This window comes from Caballeronia sp. BR00000012568055 (assembly GCF_029439455.1).
GTDB lineage: Bacteria > Pseudomonadota > Gammaproteobacteria > Burkholderiales > Burkholderiaceae > Caballeronia.
Map to the genome: position 1 here is coordinate 53,464 of NZ_JAQFVG010000001.1, position 21,329 is coordinate 74,792.

The 21,329-nt window shown below is 58.8% G+C and carries 20 protein-coding genes; 8 read left to right on the forward strand and 12 right to left on the reverse strand.

Features of this window, described 5'->3' with window-relative positions:
* Positions 1-95 precede the first annotated feature (95 nt).
* Together P7F28_RS00235 and P7F28_RS00240 are read right to left on the reverse strand one after the other, a co-directional pair.
* A complete protein-coding gene (locus tag P7F28_RS00235) occupies positions 96-1,451 on the reverse strand; it encodes an MATE family efflux transporter (protein WP_277182269.1) in 1,356 nt (451 codons plus the stop codon).
* Between the two features lie 333 nt (positions 1,452-1,784).
* Positions 1,785-3,158, reverse strand: a complete 1,374-nt coding sequence (locus tag P7F28_RS00240) for a sigma 54-interacting transcriptional regulator (RefSeq protein ID WP_277182270.1) — start codon at positions 3,156-3,158, stop codon at positions 1,785-1,787.
* 339 nt (positions 3,159-3,497) lie between these two features.
* Here P7F28_RS00240 and P7F28_RS00245 point away from each other — a divergent pair, with 339 nt between their 5' ends.
* Complete coding sequence (locus tag P7F28_RS00245; protein ID WP_277182271.1) at positions 3,498-4,364, forward strand: response regulator; 867 nt, start codon at positions 3,498-3,500, stop codon at positions 4,362-4,364.
* 28 nt (positions 4,365-4,392) lie between these two features.
* Here P7F28_RS00245 and P7F28_RS00250 read toward each other — a convergent pair whose 3' ends face one another.
* Together P7F28_RS00250 and P7F28_RS00255 are read right to left on the reverse strand one after the other, a co-directional pair.
* Positions 4,393-5,340 carry a diguanylate cyclase domain-containing protein gene (locus P7F28_RS00250; RefSeq protein ID WP_277182272.1) on the reverse strand — a complete coding sequence of 316 codons (948 nt, stop codon included), beginning with the start codon at positions 5,338-5,340 and terminating at the stop codon, positions 4,393-4,395.
* Entirely contained in the window at positions 5,337-9,314 is a 3,978-nt protein-coding gene (locus tag P7F28_RS00255) for a response regulator (RefSeq protein ID WP_277182273.1), read from the reverse strand. The genes P7F28_RS00250 and P7F28_RS00255 overlap by 4 nt, the downstream gene beginning before the upstream one ends.
* A gap of 464 nt (positions 9,315-9,778) precedes the next feature.
* On the opposite strand from P7F28_RS00255, the gene P7F28_RS33780 reads away from it, so the two are divergent.
* On the forward strand, positions 9,779-9,916 hold the full coding sequence (locus P7F28_RS33780; RefSeq protein WP_368860312.1) for a DUF3563 family protein: 138 nt from the start codon (positions 9,779-9,781) through the stop codon (positions 9,914-9,916).
* Between the two features lie 28 nt (positions 9,917-9,944).
* Positions 9,945-10,736: an alpha/beta fold hydrolase gene (locus P7F28_RS00260; protein WP_277182274.1), complete on the forward strand. Its 792-nt coding sequence runs from the start codon at positions 9,945-9,947 to the stop codon at positions 10,734-10,736.
* A gap of 3 nt (positions 10,737-10,739) precedes the next feature.
* Here P7F28_RS00260 and P7F28_RS00265 read toward each other — a convergent pair whose 3' ends face one another.
* Entirely contained in the window at positions 10,740-11,387 is a 648-nt protein-coding gene (locus tag P7F28_RS00265) for a VC0807 family protein (RefSeq protein ID WP_277182275.1), read from the reverse strand.
* Positions 11,388-11,462: 75 nt separating this feature from the next.
* Complete coding sequence (locus P7F28_RS00270) at positions 11,463-11,774, reverse strand: hypothetical protein (RefSeq protein ID WP_277182276.1); 312 nt, start codon at positions 11,772-11,774, stop codon at positions 11,463-11,465.
* Between the two features lie 216 nt (positions 11,775-11,990).
* Between P7F28_RS00270 and ppk2 the strand changes: the two genes are divergently transcribed.
* A complete protein-coding gene (gene ppk2, locus P7F28_RS00275) occupies positions 11,991-13,073 on the forward strand; it encodes a polyphosphate kinase 2 (protein WP_277182277.1) in 1,083 nt (360 codons plus the stop codon).
* A 26-nt stretch (positions 13,074-13,099) separates the two neighbouring features.
* On the opposite strand, the gene P7F28_RS00280 is transcribed toward ppk2, so the two are convergent.
* On the reverse strand, positions 13,100-13,984 hold the full coding sequence (locus P7F28_RS00280) for a LysR substrate-binding domain-containing protein (protein ID WP_277182278.1): 885 nt from the start codon (positions 13,982-13,984) through the stop codon (positions 13,100-13,102).
* An 82-nt stretch (positions 13,985-14,066) separates the two neighbouring features.
* On the opposite strand from P7F28_RS00280, the gene P7F28_RS00285 reads away from it, so the two are divergent.
* Positions 14,067-14,834: a sulfite exporter TauE/SafE family protein gene (locus tag P7F28_RS00285; protein ID WP_277182279.1), complete on the forward strand. Its 768-nt coding sequence runs from the start codon at positions 14,067-14,069 to the stop codon at positions 14,832-14,834.
* A 108-nt stretch (positions 14,835-14,942) separates the two neighbouring features.
* On the opposite strand, the gene P7F28_RS00290 is transcribed toward P7F28_RS00285, so the two are convergent.
* Both P7F28_RS00290 and P7F28_RS00295 read right to left on the reverse strand, forming a co-directional pair.
* Positions 14,943-15,413, reverse strand: coding sequence for a hypothetical protein (locus tag P7F28_RS00290; RefSeq protein WP_277182280.1), 471 nt, complete (start codon positions 15,411-15,413; stop codon positions 14,943-14,945).
* 239 nt (positions 15,414-15,652) lie between these two features.
* Positions 15,653-15,856 (reverse strand): cold-shock protein, encoded by a 204-nt coding sequence (locus P7F28_RS00295; protein ID WP_008347993.1) that lies wholly within the window; start codon positions 15,854-15,856, stop codon positions 15,653-15,655.
* A 285-nt stretch (positions 15,857-16,141) separates the two neighbouring features.
* Here P7F28_RS00295 and P7F28_RS00300 point away from each other — a divergent pair, with 285 nt between their 5' ends.
* Positions 16,142-16,930, forward strand: coding sequence for an aldolase (locus tag P7F28_RS00300; protein ID WP_277182288.1), 789 nt, complete (start codon positions 16,142-16,144; stop codon positions 16,928-16,930).
* A 45-nt stretch (positions 16,931-16,975) separates the two neighbouring features.
* Entirely contained in the window at positions 16,976-18,370 is a 1,395-nt protein-coding gene (locus P7F28_RS00305; protein ID WP_277182289.1) for an HdeD family acid-resistance protein, read from the forward strand.
* On the opposite strand, the gene P7F28_RS00310 is transcribed toward P7F28_RS00305, so the two are convergent.
* Positions 18,367-18,624 carry a hypothetical protein gene (locus P7F28_RS00310; RefSeq protein ID WP_277182290.1) on the reverse strand — a complete coding sequence of 86 codons (258 nt, stop codon included), beginning with the start codon at positions 18,622-18,624 and terminating at the stop codon, positions 18,367-18,369. The two genes, P7F28_RS00305 and P7F28_RS00310, sit on opposite strands and share 4 nt — an antisense overlap.
* Before the next feature lie 33 nt (positions 18,625-18,657).
* Entirely contained in the window at positions 18,658-19,497 is an 840-nt protein-coding gene (locus P7F28_RS00315; protein WP_277182291.1) for an NAD(P)H-binding protein, read from the reverse strand.
* Between the two features lie 95 nt (positions 19,498-19,592).
* On the opposite strand from P7F28_RS00315, the gene P7F28_RS00320 reads away from it, so the two are divergent.
* Positions 19,593-20,198: a TetR/AcrR family transcriptional regulator gene (locus P7F28_RS00320; RefSeq protein ID WP_277182292.1), complete on the forward strand. Its 606-nt coding sequence runs from the start codon at positions 19,593-19,595 to the stop codon at positions 20,196-20,198.
* A gap of 9 nt (positions 20,199-20,207) precedes the next feature.
* Here P7F28_RS00320 and P7F28_RS00325 read toward each other — a convergent pair whose 3' ends face one another.
* Positions 20,208-21,317 carry a glycosyltransferase family 2 protein gene (locus P7F28_RS00325; protein ID WP_277182293.1) on the reverse strand — a complete coding sequence of 370 codons (1,110 nt, stop codon included), beginning with the start codon at positions 21,315-21,317 and terminating at the stop codon, positions 20,208-20,210.
* Positions 21,318-21,329 lie beyond the last annotated feature (12 nt).

Genomic DNA, 21,329 nt, shown 5'->3' on the forward strand with positions numbered 1-21,329 from the left:
TTCATCATAACGGTTCCTTTAATGTGCCGCCGAGCGCTTGAGCGATATCGATCATCGTTATGGCGGAATCGATCGGCACATTTGTCGGATGACAGCTAGAGCGAGCGCGCGTTCATGTGTGTCAGAGGAAGACTCAAGCGCCGCCCGCGCAAGCGATAGAGCGTGATACTGACTGCAAGCGTCAGGATCTCAGTGACCGCTACAGTCATCCAAAGACCGCGCGGGCCAAGCCATTCGCTCAAGAGCCAAAGCGTGATCAGAAGCAACAGCCAGCTTCTCAACAACGCCACAATCATCGATGCAAGCGGCGCTTCAATAGCAGTGAGATAGCCCGCGATCGAAAGATTCAAGGCCGCTGGCACGAACGCCAGCGCAATCCATGGCATGGCGTCGCGCAAGAGCGCTTGTGCAGAGGCGCTATCGGGCACGAACAAGGTGCCCAGCGGTTGCGCAAAGCTCAATAGGGCGATTGCCGCTAACAGCGCAAACGCAGCGGTGGTCACAATGCCGATGACGAACGCTTGCGACACCGCGCGCACATTGCCCGCACCACGCTCATAACTCACGATAGGCTGCATGCTTTGCACCAGCGCAACCATGGTCACGGCGGCGATCATCGTCGTGTATTCGATGACGGCGAAGGCAACGAGACCGTCGTCGCCAAGCCAGCGCAGCACGGCATGATTGAAGGCAAACAAGGTGACGCTTGGCGCGATTTCGCCAAGAAATTCCGATGCGCCGTTATAAGCCATGCGCCATGCATGATTACCGCGTGCAAAGGCACGTGCAACGACGCGCACATGCCGCGTCCTAAAGACAAAATAAAGGAACATCGGCACGCAGGAAAGCATTTGGCTGATGCCCATTGAAAGCGCTGCGCCGCGCATGCCCCAATCGAGATGGCCCACCATCCACGCTGTCAAGGCGACATCGACGATACCGCCTGCAATCAGGCAGACCAGGCCGAACTTGGCCGCGCCCTCGATGCGCAAGAATAATTCGAGCGCATAGCAAGCGGTCGGGAACAGCACGAAGGGCGCGTAAGCGTGCAGGAAGTCCTTGGCGAAAACGGCAAGCGGGCCGGTCGCGCCGGTCAGACGCACGAACGTGTCCGCGCCAAAATAAATGGCGAGCGCGAACGCGCCGCCGCTCAGCACGAGAAGCCATAGCGATTGCGTAAAGGCTGCGGCGGCATCGTGTTCGCGGCGTTCGCCAAGCAGGCGTGACACCAGCGTCGAGCCGCCCACGCCGATCATGACGCTGAACGCATAGGGCAGATAGAGCAGGGGCACGAGCAGATTCAACGCGGCAAGCGCGTCCGCGCCGATATATCGACCGATAAAGATGCCGCTGATAACCGAGTGCAGGCAATAAACCCAGGCCGCTAAAACAGTGGGCACAGCAAGGCCTGAAAACTGGCGCACGAGCGCCGAAGTGTGAAGGTAACGCATGACTGACAACCAAGAATGACTCGCTAAGTGCAAAGCAAATGCTTAGCCCTGCAGTCGAACCGACAAAGCGAGGGCACGCGTGAATACACGGCCTGACGCTAAGAATTGGCATAGCACGCGTATCTGGCGGCGCGAGACAACGCCAGCGGGCTATGAGAGAAATGCTTGCCGGGCTTTAAGACCCGATAAGAAAATGCGCGGCTTGAATAAGCCCAAAGCTAAAACAACTAAAGCTAAAGCGCGCGTCGATTCGATTGAGGTGGTTGGAGCCGTCTAAAGCGCTAAGAGTTCCCTTAGCGCGTTAGAGCGGCCCGTCTAGGCGATGTTTAACGATCAGCCGCCCGATACTTCCAAAGGCCGGTCGGCCTTGGTCCGCAAGCCGTAAGCCGTCAACATGCGATAGAGCGTGACGCGCGAAATGCCGAGTTCATCCGCCGCTTCACCCAGGCGGCCGCGATGACGCAGCAGCGCGACTTCGATCGCCTGACGCTCGGCCTGTTCGCGCGCCTGAGCCAGCGTCATCGGCGCGGCTTCCGCGTATTCGCCGAGTTCGAGATCGCTGGCGAGAATCTGCCGTCCTTCCGACATGACGATGGCGCGCCGCACGCGGTTGATCAACTCACGCACATTGCCGGGCCAGCCATAGTTATGCAGCGCTGCAATCGCGCACGGAGAAAAGCCGCGCAAGCGCCGGCTCGCGTCCTTGCGAAAGCGTTCGAGCATGTGATTGGCCAGCAACTCGATATCCTTGCCACGTACGCGCAAAGGCGGTTCGTCGATCTGAAGCACGCAAAGGCGGTGGTACAAGTCCGCGCGAAAACGTCCTTCGATCATCGCCGTTTGCATATCGACGTGCGTTGCCGAAATAATGCGTACATCCACTTCGGTCGATGTCTGTCCGCCTAAGCGCTCGATCTTGCGTTCCTGCAAAAAGCGCAGCAGGCTCGCTTGACTTTCCAAAGGCAAATCACCGATTTCGTCTAAGAAAAGCGTGCCGCCGTTAGCCGCTTCAACGCGTCCGATCTTGCGCTGATTAGCGCCCGTAAATGCGCCGCGCTCATAGCCGAACAACTCGGATTGCAAGAGATGGGGCGGAATCGCGCCACAATTGATCGCCACAAACGGTTGTTCGCGACGCACCGAGCGCTCGTGAATGGCGACTGCCGTCAATTCCTTGCCCGTGCCCGATTCGCCGGAAATAAACACGGGTGCGTCGGTCATGGCGACTTTGCGAATGGAGCGATACAAGGCCTGCATGGCGTCGCATGAGCCGACCATTGCGCCTTCGCGGCAATCGGCTTTTTGCGGGTCGTTGCTCGCCGTGTCGTGCAACGCGATCATGCCGTAAGCGTGGCCGACTGCATCGACAATGCGGTCCGCGCCTGAAGGCAGCGTCACGTAGTCGAAGCAGAAATCGCGGATCAGCCGGCAAATGTCCGGGTTATCGACATGCTCGGCATCGACGGTGGCGACCCAGCCGATTTGATAAGCGGCCAGCAATTCGAGCAACGCGCCGGGTTCTTTAGCAAAGCCACGGCTAGTCAGATCGACAATGCCCGCAGCGGCGCGCTTGCCGCCCTTGCCGGCTTTAGGCGGCTTGGCCGGATCGACATGTTCGATGCTCCACCCACGGGCATGCAGACGCTCGGAGAGATCTTCCGATGCCACTCGCCCCGCGAAATAAAGCGTTCTCGGTTCCCCGTACATGGCTTTTCTCAGCTTTTTTGATGTAACCCAAAGTATGCGCTTCGACCACTCAAGTCATGAAGCCGCGCAAACGATTGGCGTTGTTTAAATGTTTGAATGGCTCGCTAAGAACCGATTAAAAAACATACAGCACTTTTTTCGATACGCTCGTTCGTTATTCGCATTTGCCTGCTGTTTACAAGGGTTTTGCCAAGCAAAACAGTGTCGCTCCTCATTTGCCCGTATAGGCGTAAGAGGAATTCTCGGTAAAGTAATACCTTCTTACCGAATAAATTTGCTGCCGCACTTATGACGGCGTAAAGTTCATTCATTCTTCCATCTGACGATAACAATCGAAACATGGACACGACTTACCAGCCACGATTGCTGCTAGTGGACGATGACCCCGGCATGATTCGCATCATCGGAGAGATGCTGGCGGAGTTTCCGGATCAGCGTTTTGCGACATCGGGTGAAGCCGCTTTGTCGCTCGCTCGCGAATCCACGCCCGACCTTATTCTGCTCGACGCCAATCTGCCCAATATGACCGGCTTCGACGTATGCGAGCTGCTCAAGAAAGACGCGAGGCTCGCGCGTGTGCCCGTGATCTTCGTGACCAGTCACGATGCTCCGGCGCTCGAAGTCGATGCCTTTCGCATGGGCGCGGCCGATTACGTCATCAAGCCCCTCGTTGCCGCGCGCCTGCAAGCACGTGTGCGCGCGCAATTGCGTCCGCGCAAGCGTTTGATGGAAGCGGCGCGATCCAATTCGCAAGCCTTGCCTCAGCCATCCAGTACGCGCGTGCTCGCCATTCTTTCTTCCGACACTGCCGACGCGCAGCGCGACGCGCTCGAAGCCATCGGCGCGCTTGAAATCGTGCGCGATTGCGAGAGTGCATTGCAAGCCGCGAAGCGTAACGCGCCAGGTGCGATCGTACTAGACGCGAGTCAAGCCAATTCCACCGATCAAGCGCTTAAAGCCTTGCTCGAAGCGTATCCGCATGTCCCGGTCATCGTGCTTGCAGATAGCGCCGATGTGCAAACCGAACAGCGCACGCTGGACGACGGCGCGGCCGATGTCATCGCCAAGCCGGCGCGGCCCGCAATTTTGCAGGCGCGCGTGCGTGCTGCGCTGGCTACGGCGCTCAAAGCGGAAGAGGACGCGCGCGCCATGCTCGAAGCATCGAACCGCGCAAGCGTGCATCCTTTTCCGGGTAATACGCACTAAGCGCACTAAGCCTACTAAAGCCACTAAGCTAAGCCGAAGGCGCGCAAGCCACGCGCGCGCGTCCTGCGCGCTTGGCTTCGTAAAGCGCGTCATCGGCTGCTTTCAAAAGCGTTGCCGTCGATGCACCTTCTCGCGACGCAAGCATCGACGCCACACCGACCGATATCGTCACGTTTGCATCGATGCACGACGGCAGATGCTCGATGCCAAGCGCACGCACTTGTTCGAGCATGCGCTGCGCAATAAGATGCGCGCCCGCCAAATCTGTCTTAGGCAATAAACAAGCGAATTCTTCTCCGCCGTAACGCGCGACTTTGTCGTAAGGGCGGCGCAAAGACTCCACTAAAGCCTTAGCGACCGACTTCAGGCACGCATCGCCGGCTTGATGCCCGTATTGGTCGTTATAGCGTTTGAAGTAATCCACATCGACCATCAGCAGCGCGAGCGGAGCGGCTTCGCGCGCGCAATGCCGCCAGTCAGCCAACAGGTCTTCGTCGAATTTGCGGCGGTTGGCAACGCCCGTCAAGCCATCGAGCAAAGCATTGGCGCGCAGTAAATCGCCTTGAAGCTTGAGCGTCAAATGCGTGCGCACGCGCGCCTTAGTGACGACAGGGTTGATCGGCTTGCTAAGAAAATCGACCGCGCCTAAGCCGAAGGCCTTGACCTCATCGTCTTCACGGTCTTGCGCGGTAATGAAAATGACCGGCACATCGGCCGTTAGCGGATCGGACTTGAGCAGGCGGCAGACTTCGTGGCCGTCGAGATCGTCCATGACGACGTCGAGCAGAATCAGATCGGGTAATTCGGTTTGCGCAACCTGAACCGCTTGCGCGCCGCTGGTCGCCATGAACACATCGCATTCGTGGCGGAACAACTCATAGAGCACGCGGATATTGACCGGTTGGTCATCGGCGATCAGCAGCTTGGGCCGCCGGTTCGCATGCATCAGCCATTTTTGCAGGAGTTCTTCCATCATGCCTGTTCCAGCATTTCGCGCGCAATCTTCGACGCGCGCGTGAAATCGAGCGCTCGAACGCGTGCGAGAAAGTGCTCGAAATCCACACGATGCACATTCGGTGCATGCGGCGAGAGACTTTCCGACAACGCAATTGCCTGAAGATTCGACGCGTCCAGCAACGCGACGATCGTATTGAGCCGGTCGCGCCACGCTTCGTCTTCGATCGGCTCGCCTTGCAATTTATTCGATTGCGCGGCCTTCGTGTTGATAAAAGCGTGCGTCAGGCGTTCGACGCTCGTTGCCAATAAACGCTGCATACGTGGCACATTTTCTTCGACCGAGGCGAGCGTGCGCGCGCTGTCGTCGCTATCCAACAGGTCGCGTTCGAGCTTGCCCGCGAGCTTGCCGAGCACGATCGCACCGATGGTGCTCGCGCTGCCCTTGATCGCATGCAGCACCGAGGCCGCGCCATTCACATCGTGTCCCGCGACCTTGGCGACGAGCTGCGCGAATTGCTTGTCCATCTGCGGTTCGAAGCCGTCGAGCGTGTCACGGATCAGCGCGAGATTGCCGCCAAAGCGCGTGACGATGGAGTCGTACGGCTCGGTGACGTCGGCATCTTCGCCACCGTTCGATACGTCATGCTGAGCCTGCGCTTCGAGCGTTTCAAGCGTATCGAGACCGACCTGAGCACGCAGTACCGCAACGAGCCGCTCGACATCGATCGGCTTGCCGACGTGATCGTTCATGCCCGCTTCGATGCAGGTATCGCGATCCGCGTTGGATGCGTTCGCCGTCATCGCGACGATCGGCAATGTGTCGAAACGGCCGTCGGCGCGAATCAGACGCGTGGCTTCCAGACCATCGAGGTCGGGCATTTGCACATCCATCAACACTGCATGAAAGCGCGTGTCGCCCATCAGGACCGCTTCGATCCCTTCACGGCCGCTTTCCGCCAGCGTCACACGTGCGCCTTCGGCGCGCAATAATCCTTCGGCCACCTGACGATTGAGCGCATTGTCTTCGACGACCAGCAGATCGAGTCCACGCAGGCGCTGTGCTTTCGATACCTGCAAATCAGGGACTTCCGCCTCGATTTCCACTTCACGCGCGGATGCTGCGCGGATGGCGGAGACGAGTTGCTTGGGCGTGACCGGTTTGGTCAGAAAGCCCGCGAACGGCGCATCGCCCGTTTCCTGCGATTCGCGCAGCACTTCGCGGCCGAACGCAGTGACGAGCAGCACCATCGGCGGCTCGGTGTGGCCTCGCATCGTGTTGATAAGCTTCGCGGCGTTGAGGCCGTCGAGGTCGGGCATGCGCCAGTCGAGCAGGGCGATATCGTATGGCGTATCGCCGCGCGCGGCATCGCCGATACGTTCCACTGCATCGATACCGCACGTCACGAGATCCGCCTGCCAGCCGAGCGAACGCACCGTGCGCGAGAGAATTTCGCCGGCCATCGCGTTGTCGTCGGCGATCAGAATACGCACCGGGCGATCGAGAATATCGCTTGTATCAGGCACTTCGCGCGGTTCGTGCTGCACGCCCAGCGAGATATCGAACCAGAAGCGGCTGCCTTCGTCTACACGGCTTTGCACTTCGAGCTTGCCGCCCATCATCGAGACGAGCCGCTGGCAGATCACAAGGCCCAGACCTGAACCGCCAAAGCGTCGCGTGGTGGATGCTTCGGCCTGCGTAAAGCCCTCGAAGATACGTTCCAATTGCGCGGCGCTGATACCAATGCCGCTGTCGCTCACCGCCACGCGCACGCGCACGGCTTCGTCCATTGCCTGCAAGACATGCACGCTGACGACGATCTGTCCCGCCGACGTGAACTTGAGCGCATTGCCCGCGAGATTGATCAGCACCTGCTGCAAGCGGAAGCCATCGCCAACGAGCACGGCGGGAAGGTCGGGGTCGAGGTCGAATAATACTTCGACATCCTTCGTACCCTGATTGCCCGACAGCACTACGCCGAGTTCTTCCATCAGCTTTTCAGGCTCGAACGGATGGCTGTCGAGTTGCAGCTTGCCGGCTTCGATCTTCGAGTAATCGAGAATGTCGTTCAGCAGATTGAGCAGCGATTTCGCCGCCGTTTCGGCCTTGCTCACATAGTCTTGCTGACGGCGATTCAAATTCGTCAGTTGTACGAGATGAAGCATGCCGAGCACCGCGTTCATCGGCGTGCGAATTTCATGGCTCATATTGGCGAGGAACGAGGACTTCGCGGCGCTCGCGGCATCCGCCTGTTCCTTTGCATCGCGCAGGGCGGCTTCGAGTTCGTACTGATCGGTGATGTCGTAATTTACGCCGGTCATGGTGACCGCTTCGCCGTTGGCGTCGCGCTGGATACGCAAGCCGCTTTGAATACGGCGCACGGAACCGTCCGGCAGCATCACGCGGAACGGCGGCAGTTCCTTGAGCTTGCCTTCGAAGGCGGCCTGAAGACGTGTTTGTACGATATCGCGATCTTCCGGATGCAGACGCTGACGCCAGTGCTCGATATCCAGTCCGTTATTCTGGAGTGCTTCGGGATACTGATAGATCTGAAACATGCGTGCATTCCAGTGCAGCTTGCCCGATGCAATGTCCCACGACCAGATGCCGATTTCGGCGATATCGGCGGCGAGCAGCAGCTGATCGCGCGCATCGGCGAGTTCGCTGCGTTCTTTCTTTTGACGCGAAATGTCCGTAATAACGGATACAAAATGCAAGGCACCATCGATTCGCATCGCGCCCGTGGAAACATGCGCTGGGAACGACGTGCCGTCCTTGCGCTGGCCGGCCAGCTCGCACTCGGCGGTCGGCATATCCACGCCCGAGACGAATTGTCGAATGTATTCGTTATACGCGTCGAGATGCGCGGGCGGCACCAGAAAGCGGATATTCTGACCAATCACTTCGCTCGCGGTGTAGCCGAACACGCGCTCGCCTGCGGTATTGAACGAGCGGATCGCACCGCGTTCGTCCACGGTAATGATCGGATTGATGGCTGTGTCGAGCACTGTGCGCGTGGTCAGGAGGCTGCGCGTAAGCGCCTGTTCGACCTTGTTTCGCGAGGTCATTTGACGGACAAGCGTCGCGCCGAACCAGCCCATGACGAGTGCGAGCAGACCGGTTACCGCAGCGTGCCAAAGGGTGTCGCGCCACCAGGGAAAAAGGATTTCGTCGCGAGCCAGCGCAGCCGCCACGAACAGCGGATAGTCCTGCAAGCTGCGATAACTGTTCAGCCGCTCGATACCGTCCTGCGACGAGTACGTGGTGAACGTTCCCGCGGCGACATCGGCGAGATGGGCGCGGAACAGCATGGTATCGACCATGCTCTTGCCGACGAAACGATGCTCGAAAGGACGGCGCACGATCATCGTGCCGTTGTTGCTCACGAGCGCGGCGGCGCCTGCCTGTCCGAGATCGAGACTGTCGTAGAAGTGCGAAAAGAAAGCGACGTCGATGGTCGCAAGCGCCACGCCCGCAAAGCTGCCATCGGGCGCGTTGATGCGGCGCGAAACCGGGATGATCCACTTGCCCGTCGAACGGCTCTTGACCGGCATGCCGATATGCGGGCCGCGATCGGCGTGCGCTTCGTGATACTGGAAATACTCGCGATCCGCGTTATTGAAGCGCGTTTCCAGCGTCGGCTGAGAATTGACAATCCAGTTGCCGTTCTTATCGTAGATAAAGAGTCCGTTGAGTTGCGGCAATTGCGCCACGCGCGCCATCAACGAGCGGTGAATACGATCGATATCGTTCGAGGCGATGCCGTCCTGCTCGACGCGCTCGACCATGCCGATCAGCGTGGTATCGGCTTCCTTGAAGGTGTCGTTGGCGTGCTGCGCCATCGCGCGCGCCAGGTTCGACGCGGCAATGGTCATCTCGTCGATCTGCACACGGCGCGCGGCGATACTGCGCCACACGTCGGTGCCGATCAACAACACACAGACGACGATGATGAAGCTCGTCATCCGGAAGGTGAGCGAGTGGCGGTTGAGCACGCCGGTATCTCCAATAGGGCACTGCTGATTGCACGAACCGAGCACCGCCGGAATGCAACGCGGACCGCAGCGTATCTTAGCGCGTCGTCCGTAGAGATCGTTTGCGAGCCGGCGCGGGCTAAAACCCTGTGTTTGCGCGGTAGTCAAGCTCGTTTACGGCTATGGTGCGCGGTTTCTTGATAGCAGCGGGGCGGGAATTTTTTCGCCTTAAGCAGCGTTTTCCCTTAAACGGCTGCTTTTCGTAGTTTGTTCGGCACAAACTTTCAGCGATGAAAGCGTTTGTGCGCGTCCGACACTTTAGCTTGTCTTTAGCAATGGTCGTCGGGCGCTAAGCCTTATAGAACCTCGTCTTAGCCTATGTTGGCACGGCTGGTGCATAAGAAAGCCACTCGCCGTTTAAGCATTTGCCTCGACCGATGTGTCGCGTGTTGCTGCTTTATCGGCACTTTCGGACGGAGGCTGAAATGTTGGGATACCTGATCGATTGGTTTGGGCGCGTATTGGATCGCGCTGAATATGTTCGTCGCGATGCTTATCTCGCGGATTGCGCAGACATCAGCGAACTAGAACGGCGCATGCGCTGCTATGAAATCGACGCCTAAAGCGTCAAGAACTAAACGAGATCATCGAATGAAGAAAGAACAGAACGAGCGCATTCCCGTCATTGCCTTGCATTGCTCGGGTGCGGGCGCGAATCAATGGCGACAACTCGGCGAAGCGCTCGATACGCATTACACGCTGATCGCGCCTGAGCACTATGGTTGCGAGAGCGTGGGACCGTGGAGCGGTGAGCGCGCCTTTACGCTTGCGGATGAAGCGGCGCGCACGATCGAACTGATCGATCGGCAGCGCAGCCGCGTGCATCTCGTCGGGCATTCGTACGGCGGCGGCGTGGCCTTGCGCGCGGCGCTGGAACGTCCGCATGGCATCGCCAGCATCACGTTATACGAGCCTTCCGCGTTTCATATACTCAAAGGCATGGGCGCACATGGCGCGGCCGCCTACGCCGAAATTCTCGCGATTGCGCAGCGTACCGCGCAAGGTGTCGTGACCGGCGATCTGCGTGGTGCAGCAAGTTCGTTTGTCGATTATTGGAGCGGAGCAGGCGCGTGGTCGGCATTGCGACCCTCCGTGCAAGCGATGCTTACACGCTGGGTCTATAAGGCGCCGCTCGATTTCGGCGCGCTGATTCATGAGCCGACACCGGCCAGCGCTTATGCGAGCCTCGACATTCCCACGCTATTAATGCGCGGTGAACACGGACCCACGCCGACGAAATTGATCGCGGAGAGCCTGTTATCGCTGATGCCCGATGCGAAGCTGATCGTCGTGCCGGAAGCGGGGCATATGGGGCCTTTTACGCATGCGCAGATGGTGAACGGGAAGATTGCCGAGCATATCGGCGCGCTGGAGATGTGCTAAGGCTTAGCCAAGCAAACCATCGCTTGAGGGATCGCGGGTGCTTTGTCTTTGCACAAGGCGTCCGCGAAACCAGAAGGTCCACGCGAGCAATCCACCGTAAATCGTATAGCCGATAATCGGCGAGACCACGAGATAACGCTCGATCGGCCAGGTCCACGCGAAATAAAAGCGCAGCGTCGTTTCAAGCGTCAGGCCGATACCCCAGACGAGTGTCATCAGCCTAAGCGACGCACGTAAAGACGCGTTGTCGCGCCAGAAAGTTTCGAAGCGTTGCGCGCCGTCTTCGTGTTCGCGTGCGACCGTGGCGCGCGCCAGATAAAAGATCAGCGGCTTCTCGAACACAAGCGAGCCCAGAAATACGATGCCTGTCGCACCCGCCGCCAGCGATTCACGCACCAGCAAAATGCGCGCGCTGCCGCCAAGCGCAAACGTGATGATCGATAGCGCGATGCCAAAGATCACTAAGGCGGACAGCGCATCGACACGTCTTGATCTTAAGAACTCGACCACGCTCCAAACAAGCGGCGGCGCAGCCGATGCATACAGCGCCCCGACTTCGCCCCAGTGCGGCAGCGCAAGCCGATAAGCAAGCCAAGGCAGCAGCAGATTGGCGACAAGTTCAAGGACTAAGCCGGGCTTGATCTTTTTCATGGACTCACGGTTAAGCGCGGCAAGCGCGGAACGTGAGCCAAGTATAAGAGAATCCCGTTAGCGCTTTGTTCGTTCTTATTTGTTCGCCGCGCCATTCGCAGCCGCACCCGCGCGTGCCGCTTCGACGCCGTTCACGGTGCCATTGTTAGGGTTGATCGTGCGCGGTCCATACGTCGAGTTGCTGTTTTGGTTGGGCTGCGCCGAATAACCTGGCGAAGAATGCGGCGGCTTAGGTTGAAACGTCTGATTAACAATGCCCATTTGCCCGAGCTTTTGCGCGGCGCGGCCATCTGCGTGAGCATGCGTGGCGAAGCACATGCCCGCGAGTGTTGCGAGCAGCGTGCAGCTTAATGAGCGCCATTGCGCGGCATGACGAGTTTTTTTCATGATGTCCTCCTTGACGGTTGCTAAAGCTGAGCAATAAAAAGCGCTTGCATGATTGTCCGCAAGGACAGTGCCCGTGAACAACCGGGTTTAGCCGGATTCATATTGAGATATCGCATTTGGCACACGTTTTCCGGTCGGTAAGATGTACTTCGACATACTGACTTCCGTCTGTTTGTGGAAGCCGGTTTTTCCCCGCCGACAAAAGGAAAGCGACAAATGGCAAACCCTCATCACGCTTCACAGAAAGCTTCCGGTACTCACAAAGCGTCCACATCCGACGCACGCACTGATACCGATGGCGATACCAGCATTGCAGAATCGCCCGGGCATGAGTTGATCCACAACAGCATGTCCGACATCATCAAGAGCATCGGCGCAAATAGCGGCAACGAGCGTCTCGATACCTTCAAGACGCTCGTAGGCGGCATGTCGCCCGACGAAATCACATCGCTGCGTTCCTATCTGCTTGACGGCGAACATGCTTTGATCGGGCGCGGCACGCAGAAACCTCATCAGGATGACGAACTTGCGCCCGATTGGCGGCGCGGCGGCTATCCGTATAAACATCTGCTGTCGCGCAACAACTACGAGAAACAGAAGTATCGATTGCAGGTCGAACTGCTCAAATTGCAGGCCTGGGTCAAGGAGACCGGTCAACGTGTGGTGATTGTGTTCGAAGGTCGTGACGCGGCTGGCAAAGGCGGCGCGATCAAACGCTTCATGGAGCATCTGAATCCGCGTGGCGCGCGCGTGGTGGCCCTCGAAAAGCCGACCGAAGTCGAACGCGGCCAATGGTATTTTCAGCGCTATGTCGAGCACTTGCCGACGGCGGGCGAGATCGTGATGTTCGATCGCTCGTGGTACAACCGCGCGGGCGTCGAGCGCGTGATGGGCTTCTGCTCCGACGAAGAGTACGACGCATTCATGCAGCAGGTGCCGTCGTTCGAGCGGCATCTTGCGCAAAGCGGCATTCATATCGTCAAGTTCTGGTTTTCTGTGAGCCGCGCGGAGCAGCGCCGCCGCTTCAAAGAGCGTCAGGTGCATCCGCTGAAACAATGGAAGCTGAGTCCGGTCGATATCGCTTCACTCGACAAATGGGACGACTACACGCGCGCGAAGGAAGTCATGTTCGCCCAGACCGATACCGCCGATACACCCTGGACCGTGGTGCGTTCCGATTGCAAGAAGCGCGCGCGAATCAACGCCATGCGTTACGTGCTGCATCGCTTGCCGTATGCGAAGCGTGAGATCGAAGCGATCGGGCCGGTCGATCCGCTGATCGTCGGCCGTGCGTTCTGATCGAACTTTGCGCGATGTTTGATGCGTTACGCCACCGCATCGGTCAATGCTCGGACGAGCAAGCCCGCATGCGGTGTGAGCGTCTCGAAGGCGCGCGCGCACAAATAGAGGCGGCGCGTCGCCCACGGCTCGGATAGCGTGACGACGGCAAGCCCCGGCCGGCGAATCATGTCGGCCGAAACTTCCGACATCACCGCGATGCCGATTCCCGCTTCCACCAGCATGCCCACATTGTCGATCCCGCGCATATGAATGCGGTATTCAATCTGCCGGCCGAGCCGCGACGCGCGCTCGGCGAGGTGCATTTCGAGCGCCGCATCCGCCAGTCCGACGAACGGCTCGCCGACCACATCCACGAACGCCACCGACGCTTCCCGCGCGACCCGATGCGCGCTGCTCGCCACCACCACCAGCCGGTCCTGTGCGACCAGATGCGTCTGCAGCCGCGCCAGGTCCGTGATATCCGCGACGAGACCGAGATCCGCGCGGCCTTCAGCAATGGCCGGGACGATCTCGAAGCTCGAACGCTCTTCCAGATCGATCGATAAATCCGGGTGCGCCGCCAAAAATCGCGCGATGCGAGGCGGCAGATAAGACGCCAGCGCCGCCGTGTTCGACAGCAGGCGGATGCGTCCTTTCAGACCGGTCGCATAAGTCCGCAACTCGCCGCGCATCTGCTCCACCTGATGCAGGATTTCGCGCGCATGCCGCACGAACGCTTCGCCAGCGGGGGTCGCCTGCACGCCGCGCCGGTTTCGTTCGAGCAGCGGTGCGCCGAGCGCGCTTTCCATCCCGGCAATGCGTTCGCTCGCGGATGCCAGCGCGAGGTGCATGGCCTGCGCGCCTTTCGTGATGCTGCCGCGTTCCAGCACGGTCAGAAACAGCCGCATGTCGGTCAGATCGAAACGCATGATCGTGCCTTCGGTTTGGCCGAAGTCTCACATTGGAATTGCCAGATTGTAAGTGCCGGGGCCGCCGATTAGGATTGTCTGCATGAATGCAATATTTATCGTGATCGGAGCAGGGTTTCTGGCAGGCGCAATGAACGCGCTGGCCGGCGGTGGCTCGTTCGTGAGTTTGCCTGCGCTGCTTGCAGCGGGTTTGCCACCGGTTCAGGCGAATGCTTCATCGACGGTGGCGCTGTTTCCGGGCGGTGTGGTGAGTGCGTGGGCGTATCGCGATGGCTTGACACCCGTGGGGCCCGTATCGATCAGAACGATGCTCGTGGTCACGCTGATCGGCGGTTTCGCGGGCGCGGTGCTGTTGCTCTCGACGTCCGCCGCGACCTTCCGCGTCGTGCTGCCGTGGCTGCTGTTGTGCGCGAGTCTGGCGCTCGCATTCGGACGCAGCCTTGGCGAAGCGTTGCGCCGCCGCTGGCGTATCGGCGCGACAACGGTGCTGCTGATTCAGTTTGCGCTTGGCGTGTACGGCGGTTATTTCGGCGGCGCAGTCGGATTGATGATGCTGGCCGTTTGGGGGCTGCTCGATTCGCGCGATCTCAAGAGCCTGAATGCGCCGCGCACGCTGTTGGTCAGCGCGGCCAATTCGGTGGCGGTGCTGACGTTTGCATTCGCCAACGCGGTGCGCTGGCCTGAAACGCTCGCCATGCTGGTGGCGGCCGTCGTGGGCGGATACGGCGGCGCGCAGTTGGGCCGCCGCACGCCGCCGAAAGTGATCCGCGCCGGGACGCTGATCATCAGCGCGGGTATCACGCTCGCGTTCTTTGTGAAGACTTATGGGCCGATGTTCGCCCGCCATTGAGAAACATCATGATCGATGCCTTGCTTGAAACGCTCGGTGCTTTATCCCTGCTGGCGAGTGTTGCGGCCAAACTCGCTTTGCATCGGCAAGAGCGCGATGCCGAAAATGCTAACGCCCGTTCGCTCCGATCGTTGGCAACCCTAGCGCCGGTCGCGCGGCTTCATAGGCAGTTACGAAGCGCGGATCGTCGTCGGCTTCGCGAGCCATCCAAAGCGATAACTCGTTTTGACACGCATCATTCACCATGCCCGAGAAGCACGGCGAATTCGCGGGCATCATGCTTGCCGCCCAATAGAAACCGAACAAGGCCTGCTTTTCGGGCGGCTCCATTGCGATAGCGCGTGCATCGGTGCCGGAAAACCAGCGGGCGAGCTTTACGGTAAGCGTGTCGTCGGTTTCCTGGCGGTCATAGGAGAAGACGTAGCCGCCGCCAGCTTGCGCAGTGTGGAAGTCGTCCAGAACGATATCGGTTACGAAGCGTACGGCGCGCGGATTAACCTGCCACGACGGCGAAGGCGGCTGAGCGAGCGCGCGTTCGGCGCGGTCGGTTAGCGTGCAAATCACAAGCAGTGAAAGCAACGCGACGCGCGCTATTCGAGTGCAATGCGGGTTCAAGCAAGTAAGCGGAAGAAAGTGGATCGAAACTGACTAAGACGCGCGCCGATTCTACAGTTTAATTTTTTATCTTTCGACGGATTATTGCAGCTAAAGAAACAAGCGCAATTGGTATACCAAATCAAGGCTTAGCGAACGAGTGCATGCACCAAAAACAAACGGCCCCGAAGGGCCGTTTGTTCATCCAGAGCGACGTGAATCGCTTAGAGCGGCTGGATAGTCGAAGCTTGCTTGCCCTTAGGGCCTTGCTTGACTTCGAAGCTCACCTTCTGGTTTTCCTGAAGCGACTTGAAGCCCTTCGACTGGATCTCGGAGAAATGAGCGAACAGATCCTCACCACCATCATCCGGCGTGATGAAACCGAAACCCTTTGCATCGTTGAACCACTTAACAGTACCTGTTGCCATTTGTCCAAATCCCATTGAGACGAATTACGTTGAAAATGCGCTTCGAATTTCGAGCGGCATAGACTTTTACCATGCCATAACTCACAAGTCCAATAAGCGTTTTTGCTAAGAGGACCGACATACCGCCGTAACACTTGGCGAAATTACATGTCGCGCGCAAGCGATCGGTTCAATTTTCCGGGAGCGTTTCATTGTCCGACCATTCACGCAGTGTTTATTTTGCCGTCCCGACGGACGGTTTATTCTCTTAGCCACGTTATCTTCAAGGAATAAACGGAACTCGTCATGGCTCATACGCTTGCCAACACCGCTTCGCTGATCGCATCCCGCACCCTTCGGCTGGATTCTCAGGCCGTAGCGGACGCACGTTCCGAACTTGCCGCCTGCTTTCGTCTGGCTGCCTTGCTTGGATTGGAGGAGGGCGTCTGCAATCATTTTTCGGCTATGGTGCCGGGTCACGACGATCTCTTCTTCGTCAATCCCTTTGGCTACGCATTTGATGAGATTACCGCTTCACGTTTGCTTATTTGTGATTTCGATGGCCGCGTCATAGACGGCGAGGGCCAGCCCGAAGCGACGGCGTTTTATATCCATGCGCGCCTGCACAAGCTTTCGCCGCGTATCAAGGCAGCCTTTCATACGCATATGCCGAATGCGACCGCGCTGTGCATGCTCGAAGGCGCGCCGCTTGTGTGGGCCGGGCAAACGGCATTGAAGTTTTATGGCCGCACTGCGGTGGACGAAGACTACAACGGCCTTGCCCTCGACAATTCCGAAGGCGATCGCATTGCGCAGGCTATGGGCGATGCGGATATTCTCTTCCTCAAGAATCACGGTGTGATGGTGGCGGGTGCGAGCATCGCGCAAGCGTGGGACGATCTCTACTATCTCGAACGCGCGGCCGAAGTTCAATTGCGCGCGCTAAGCAGCAATCGTCCGCTCAAGTCCGTGCCGCATGACATTGCGCAACACACCTACGAACAAATGCGCGCCGGTGACGCGGAAAGCGCGCGGGCGCATTTGACCAGTGGCATGCGTCGTCTGCGCGACAGAGGAATCGAATTCGATAAATAATCTCGGCGGCAAGCGCGATTGTGATGTCGTAAGGACTCTCAAACGATGGTCAAGCTGATCTTGCTTCTTCTGGGCGTCGATTATCTGCGTAATCGTTGGCGTAGTCTGATGGTCACGGGCTGGCTGCTGCTCATCGTGGGTATCGGCGTTTTTATCGATGCACTCGATGGCGCGCTCGGCTTTCCTATCGCATTCGTGGGATGGCTGTTGATCATCGAAGGCATGGCGACTTTGTCGGTTGCGTGGGCGGGTGTCGGCGGGCAACGCAGATTGCGCTATGCGAAGGGCGTGACGTTTATCGTCGCGGCTGTGCTGATTCTCGAAGGCTCTCATCATGGCCACTTCATTCTGTCGATTCTGATTGGCGCTGTTTTTCTTAGCGATGGCGCTTTGCAGGCCGCGTCGGCTTTAGTCGTGCGCTACAGGCGATGGCGCGTGGCGCTTGCATTGGCATGCTTCGAAATCGCCTTGGCGGTGTTTATGTTTCAGCCGTATCCCACGCATTATGTGGGGACGGTGCCGTATTGCATCGGCCTGATGTTCATGTTCGCGGGACTCAATCTCATCCTGATCGCCACGCGTGTGCGCAAACTGTCGAGCAACCCGGCCGTGTGGGGCGATCCGAGCGCCGAGGCCGCGAGCGCAAGTGATCGTCACGAGCCTCGTGCAAGTGAATGGGACGGTCCGCCTGGCGACGACGAGCCTGCGCTTACGGTGCATGTGTGGACGCCGGTCGGCTCTTCGAAGAACGAAGTGCAGCGACGCCTGATTGTCGATCGTTATATTGCGGCGGTGGATCGAAACGGCGTGATTTCGACGGGCCATGCCGCGCTGGAAACGCCGGAAGGCATCTACGTAAGCCTCTATCCTGCGATAGAAATAGATCGGTCTCCAGACGATTTCGCGCATCTCCTGCGCGCCACGCGTGAAAACGATGTACCCGGTGTGTTTCAGCCGAGCTATGCGTTCGAATCGAAAGCATGGTGCCCCTCGACGATACGCGTGCGCATTCGCAATTACGACCCGATTCGCCTTGCCAATTTCTGGCGCTCGTATCGCGACGATACGACGTATAACCTGACGCATCGCAATTGTTCGAGCAGTGTGTCGCGCGCGCTCGAAGCGGCGCTGGAAGGTGCGGCAGGACGTTTGTACGGCACGCGCGCGGGCTGGGGCGCCTTGTTCAGAATGATTCTGACACCTGAGCTTTGGGTCGCAGCGCAAATCCGCAAGCGCGCGGTCACGATGGCATGGACGCCGGGGCTGACGCTGGATTATGCGCGTGCGCTAAGCATGGTCGCCGATCCACGTCCTTATGGATGGCTCAAAGTGGCGCGTATGGCGCTGGCAAAAATGCGTGATTCGCGGCGTCGATGGCGGGCGGAAGCAAGTAGCAACGGCCAATTTGCATCGCAGACCGAACCACCTTCCCGGATTTAGAGGTCGAGATCGTCGGCCGCTTTTTTGGCTCGCCGTTCCTCGTTGGCGCGGCGTGCGCGAAGACGCTGCCGGGAAAGACTGGCGATGACTTCGCCCGTGCTTGCGCCCGCCGGGATTTCGTTGCGAATGACCTTGGGCACCATCGGCAGGCCCATGCGCTGACGCCGCAGCGCACGAGCGATGGCGGTTCGGCAGGTTTGACCGTGACAGTCCCATTCGTCACGGATTCGGTCGCAGTAAGGACATTGTTCCATCCGGCTAGTTTACCGCGAAAATGTGACTGCTTTTCAAGGCGTCCAGACGCCGTCCGCCACGCAACGCGCGACGTAGTCTTCGAATGTGCGCGGCTCGCGCTGCAAGGCGTCGCGAACGCCGTTCATAGGTTGCGCATTGCGACCGTCGAGAACGGTGGTGAAAAGATACATGATCAGCGATACCTCGGGCGCAGGCACGCCTGCTTCCAAAAGACCCGCGCGAAATGCATCGGGTGGCACGGATTCGAATCTGATCTCTCGTTGCGTGGCGCGCGCCATGCATTCCGCTGCCTCTGCAAATGAAAGCGCGCGCGGTCCGGTGAGTTCATAAAGCCGATTGGTATGGCCCGCTTGCGTCAGTGCGGCAACGGCGACGTCAGCGATATCTTCGGCATCGACGAAGGGTTCTTTGATATTGCTCGCAGGCAACGCGAGTGCGCCGTCGAGCACCGGATCGCGCAGAAAGCTCTCGCTGAAGTTCTGCATGAACCAACTGCAACGCAGAATGGTCCATTGCGCGCCGCTGGCTTGCAAAGCCTGTTCGGCGGCCTGCGCCTCTTCTTCTCCGCGTCCCGATAGCAGCACGATATGCTTTGCGCCGCTCGTCAGCGCCTGATCGAAAAACGCGCTGACGGAGTCCACCGCGCCCGGAACTGCGAGGTCGGGTTGATACGTAACGTAGACGCGTTGAATGCCATCGAGCGCGGCCTGCCAGGTCGTGCGGTCGTTCCAGTCGAAACGCGGTTCGGTCGAACGCGAACATGCGCGAACATCGAGCGACATGGCGCGCAGCCGTTGCACGACGCGTGCGCCTGTCTTGCCATTGCCGCCGAGTACGAGGATAGGTGCTGCATCGAGTTGAGAAATCGACATTGCCGGCTCCTTGGTTTTAAACATGAGAGTTGCTCATATTTAAAACATGATAGATACTCACGTTTATTCGTCAAGCATTTTTTGCGAGGAAGAAGATGCAGGAGAAACCACAACGCAAGCCGACCCAGCAGCGCAGCCGGGAGCGCCTCGAACGCATACTCGACGTCGCGGAAGGATTGATCGAAGAGAAGGGCAGCGAGCACGTGAAGATGAGCGAGATTGCCGATCTCGCGGAGATTTCCATCGGCTCGCTTTATCAGTACTTTCCGGACAAGCGCGCAATCATTCGCTCACTCGCCGAAGCGTATGCGACCGAGAGCCGGGAATGCGTGCGCTTGGCGTTGGAGGCGGTGCGCAATCAGAAGGAGTTGGTGGCTGCGTTTTCCGAGCTTGTCGATTTGTATTATCGAATCGTGCTGGAAAAGCCGGTGATGCGCGATATCTCGTCGGCGCTGCGCGCGGACAAGGAATTAATGAGTATCGAGTTGAGTGAAAGCCGCGCGTGCGGTGCAATGCTCGCAGCGGCGATCATGCGCGTGCGTCCGCGCGCGGATGCGAAGCGTATTGGCGCGCTCGCGTTCCTGATCTGGCAGCTTGGCGAGGAAACGATGCGCCTCGCGATTGCGCACAAGCGCAGCGAAGGCGCGCTGCTGGTAGATGTCTATAAGCGGATGAGCCTGCGCGCGATCGAGGAAGGCTAAACCGACGGCTTATTGTCCGCGCGCCGAACCGCTTAGTTGAGCCGAGACGCGCGGTCGCCTTGCGCGTTGTTGATGATCGACACTGCGTCGCAAGACTTTCTTGACGAGGCCTTTAAGGAAATAGATGGAACGGTCGGCGCGAAGATCGAAATCGGATTGCTTGAGTTCGACCATGTCCGGTCCACCGCGCTTAGCGAGTGTCGAGCGTGCGTGACGGTGATCGCTTCCCATAGCAACGAGAATGTCAGAGGCTTGCTTAAACGAGCCATGTTCGACGCGGGCACACACAAAGCGTGCGCGCTTGAAGAGCTTATCGAACACGGTAAGCCAAAATTCATCGAGCTTGCTGCCATTGCAACGCGCAAGCACTTCCTGTCCATTGGTGCGAAGGTCCTGCATATCGCGCAAGGCCGCTTTCTGCGTGATGCTGCCAAAGCGGCGTCGATAGCCGATCAAAGGCGACGCCACGCGATAGACACTGCCCGCCTTGAGATAAAGCGAAGGCGACACAGCCATATCCTCGTAATGCCGTCCAACCGGAAACGAAACGCCATCGAATAAGGACGTGCGATAAACACGCGCCCACACGAAAGCGTGAAACGCATCGACGAACTGCATGCGGTCCTGATGCTGCATGGAATGGCCACCGCGTGCATCGGGCGTGACGAGTTCGATTTCGTCGAGGCGGCGTCCTTCATCGTCGATGATCTTGACGTTGTATTCGATGATGTCCCACGCGTTTTCGCTCAAAGCGGGAATCACCACGCCCGTAAAGCTTTCGAGAAAGATATCGTCGCCATCCAGAAAGCCGACGTAGGGCGTGCGTACGGCAGCCAGTCCCGTGTTTCGCGCGGCGCTAAGGCCTGCATTGTCCTGCCGCAGCAATTGAACGTGCACGCCGCCGTCGCGATCCGCGATTGCCTTTGCGGCCGCAAAGGTGTCGTCAGTCGAGCCATCATCGACGACGATGATTCTCAACTTGTCGAGATGCGGCTGAGACAGCAGAGATTCCAGCGCTTCCTCGATATAACCCTCGATGTTGTAGGCCGCGACTACGATGCTGAGCAACGGCTGGCTATCGGGGCTCACGCTTTGCGCTGAGTCACGCTCAAACGGCATATTGAAGGCTCC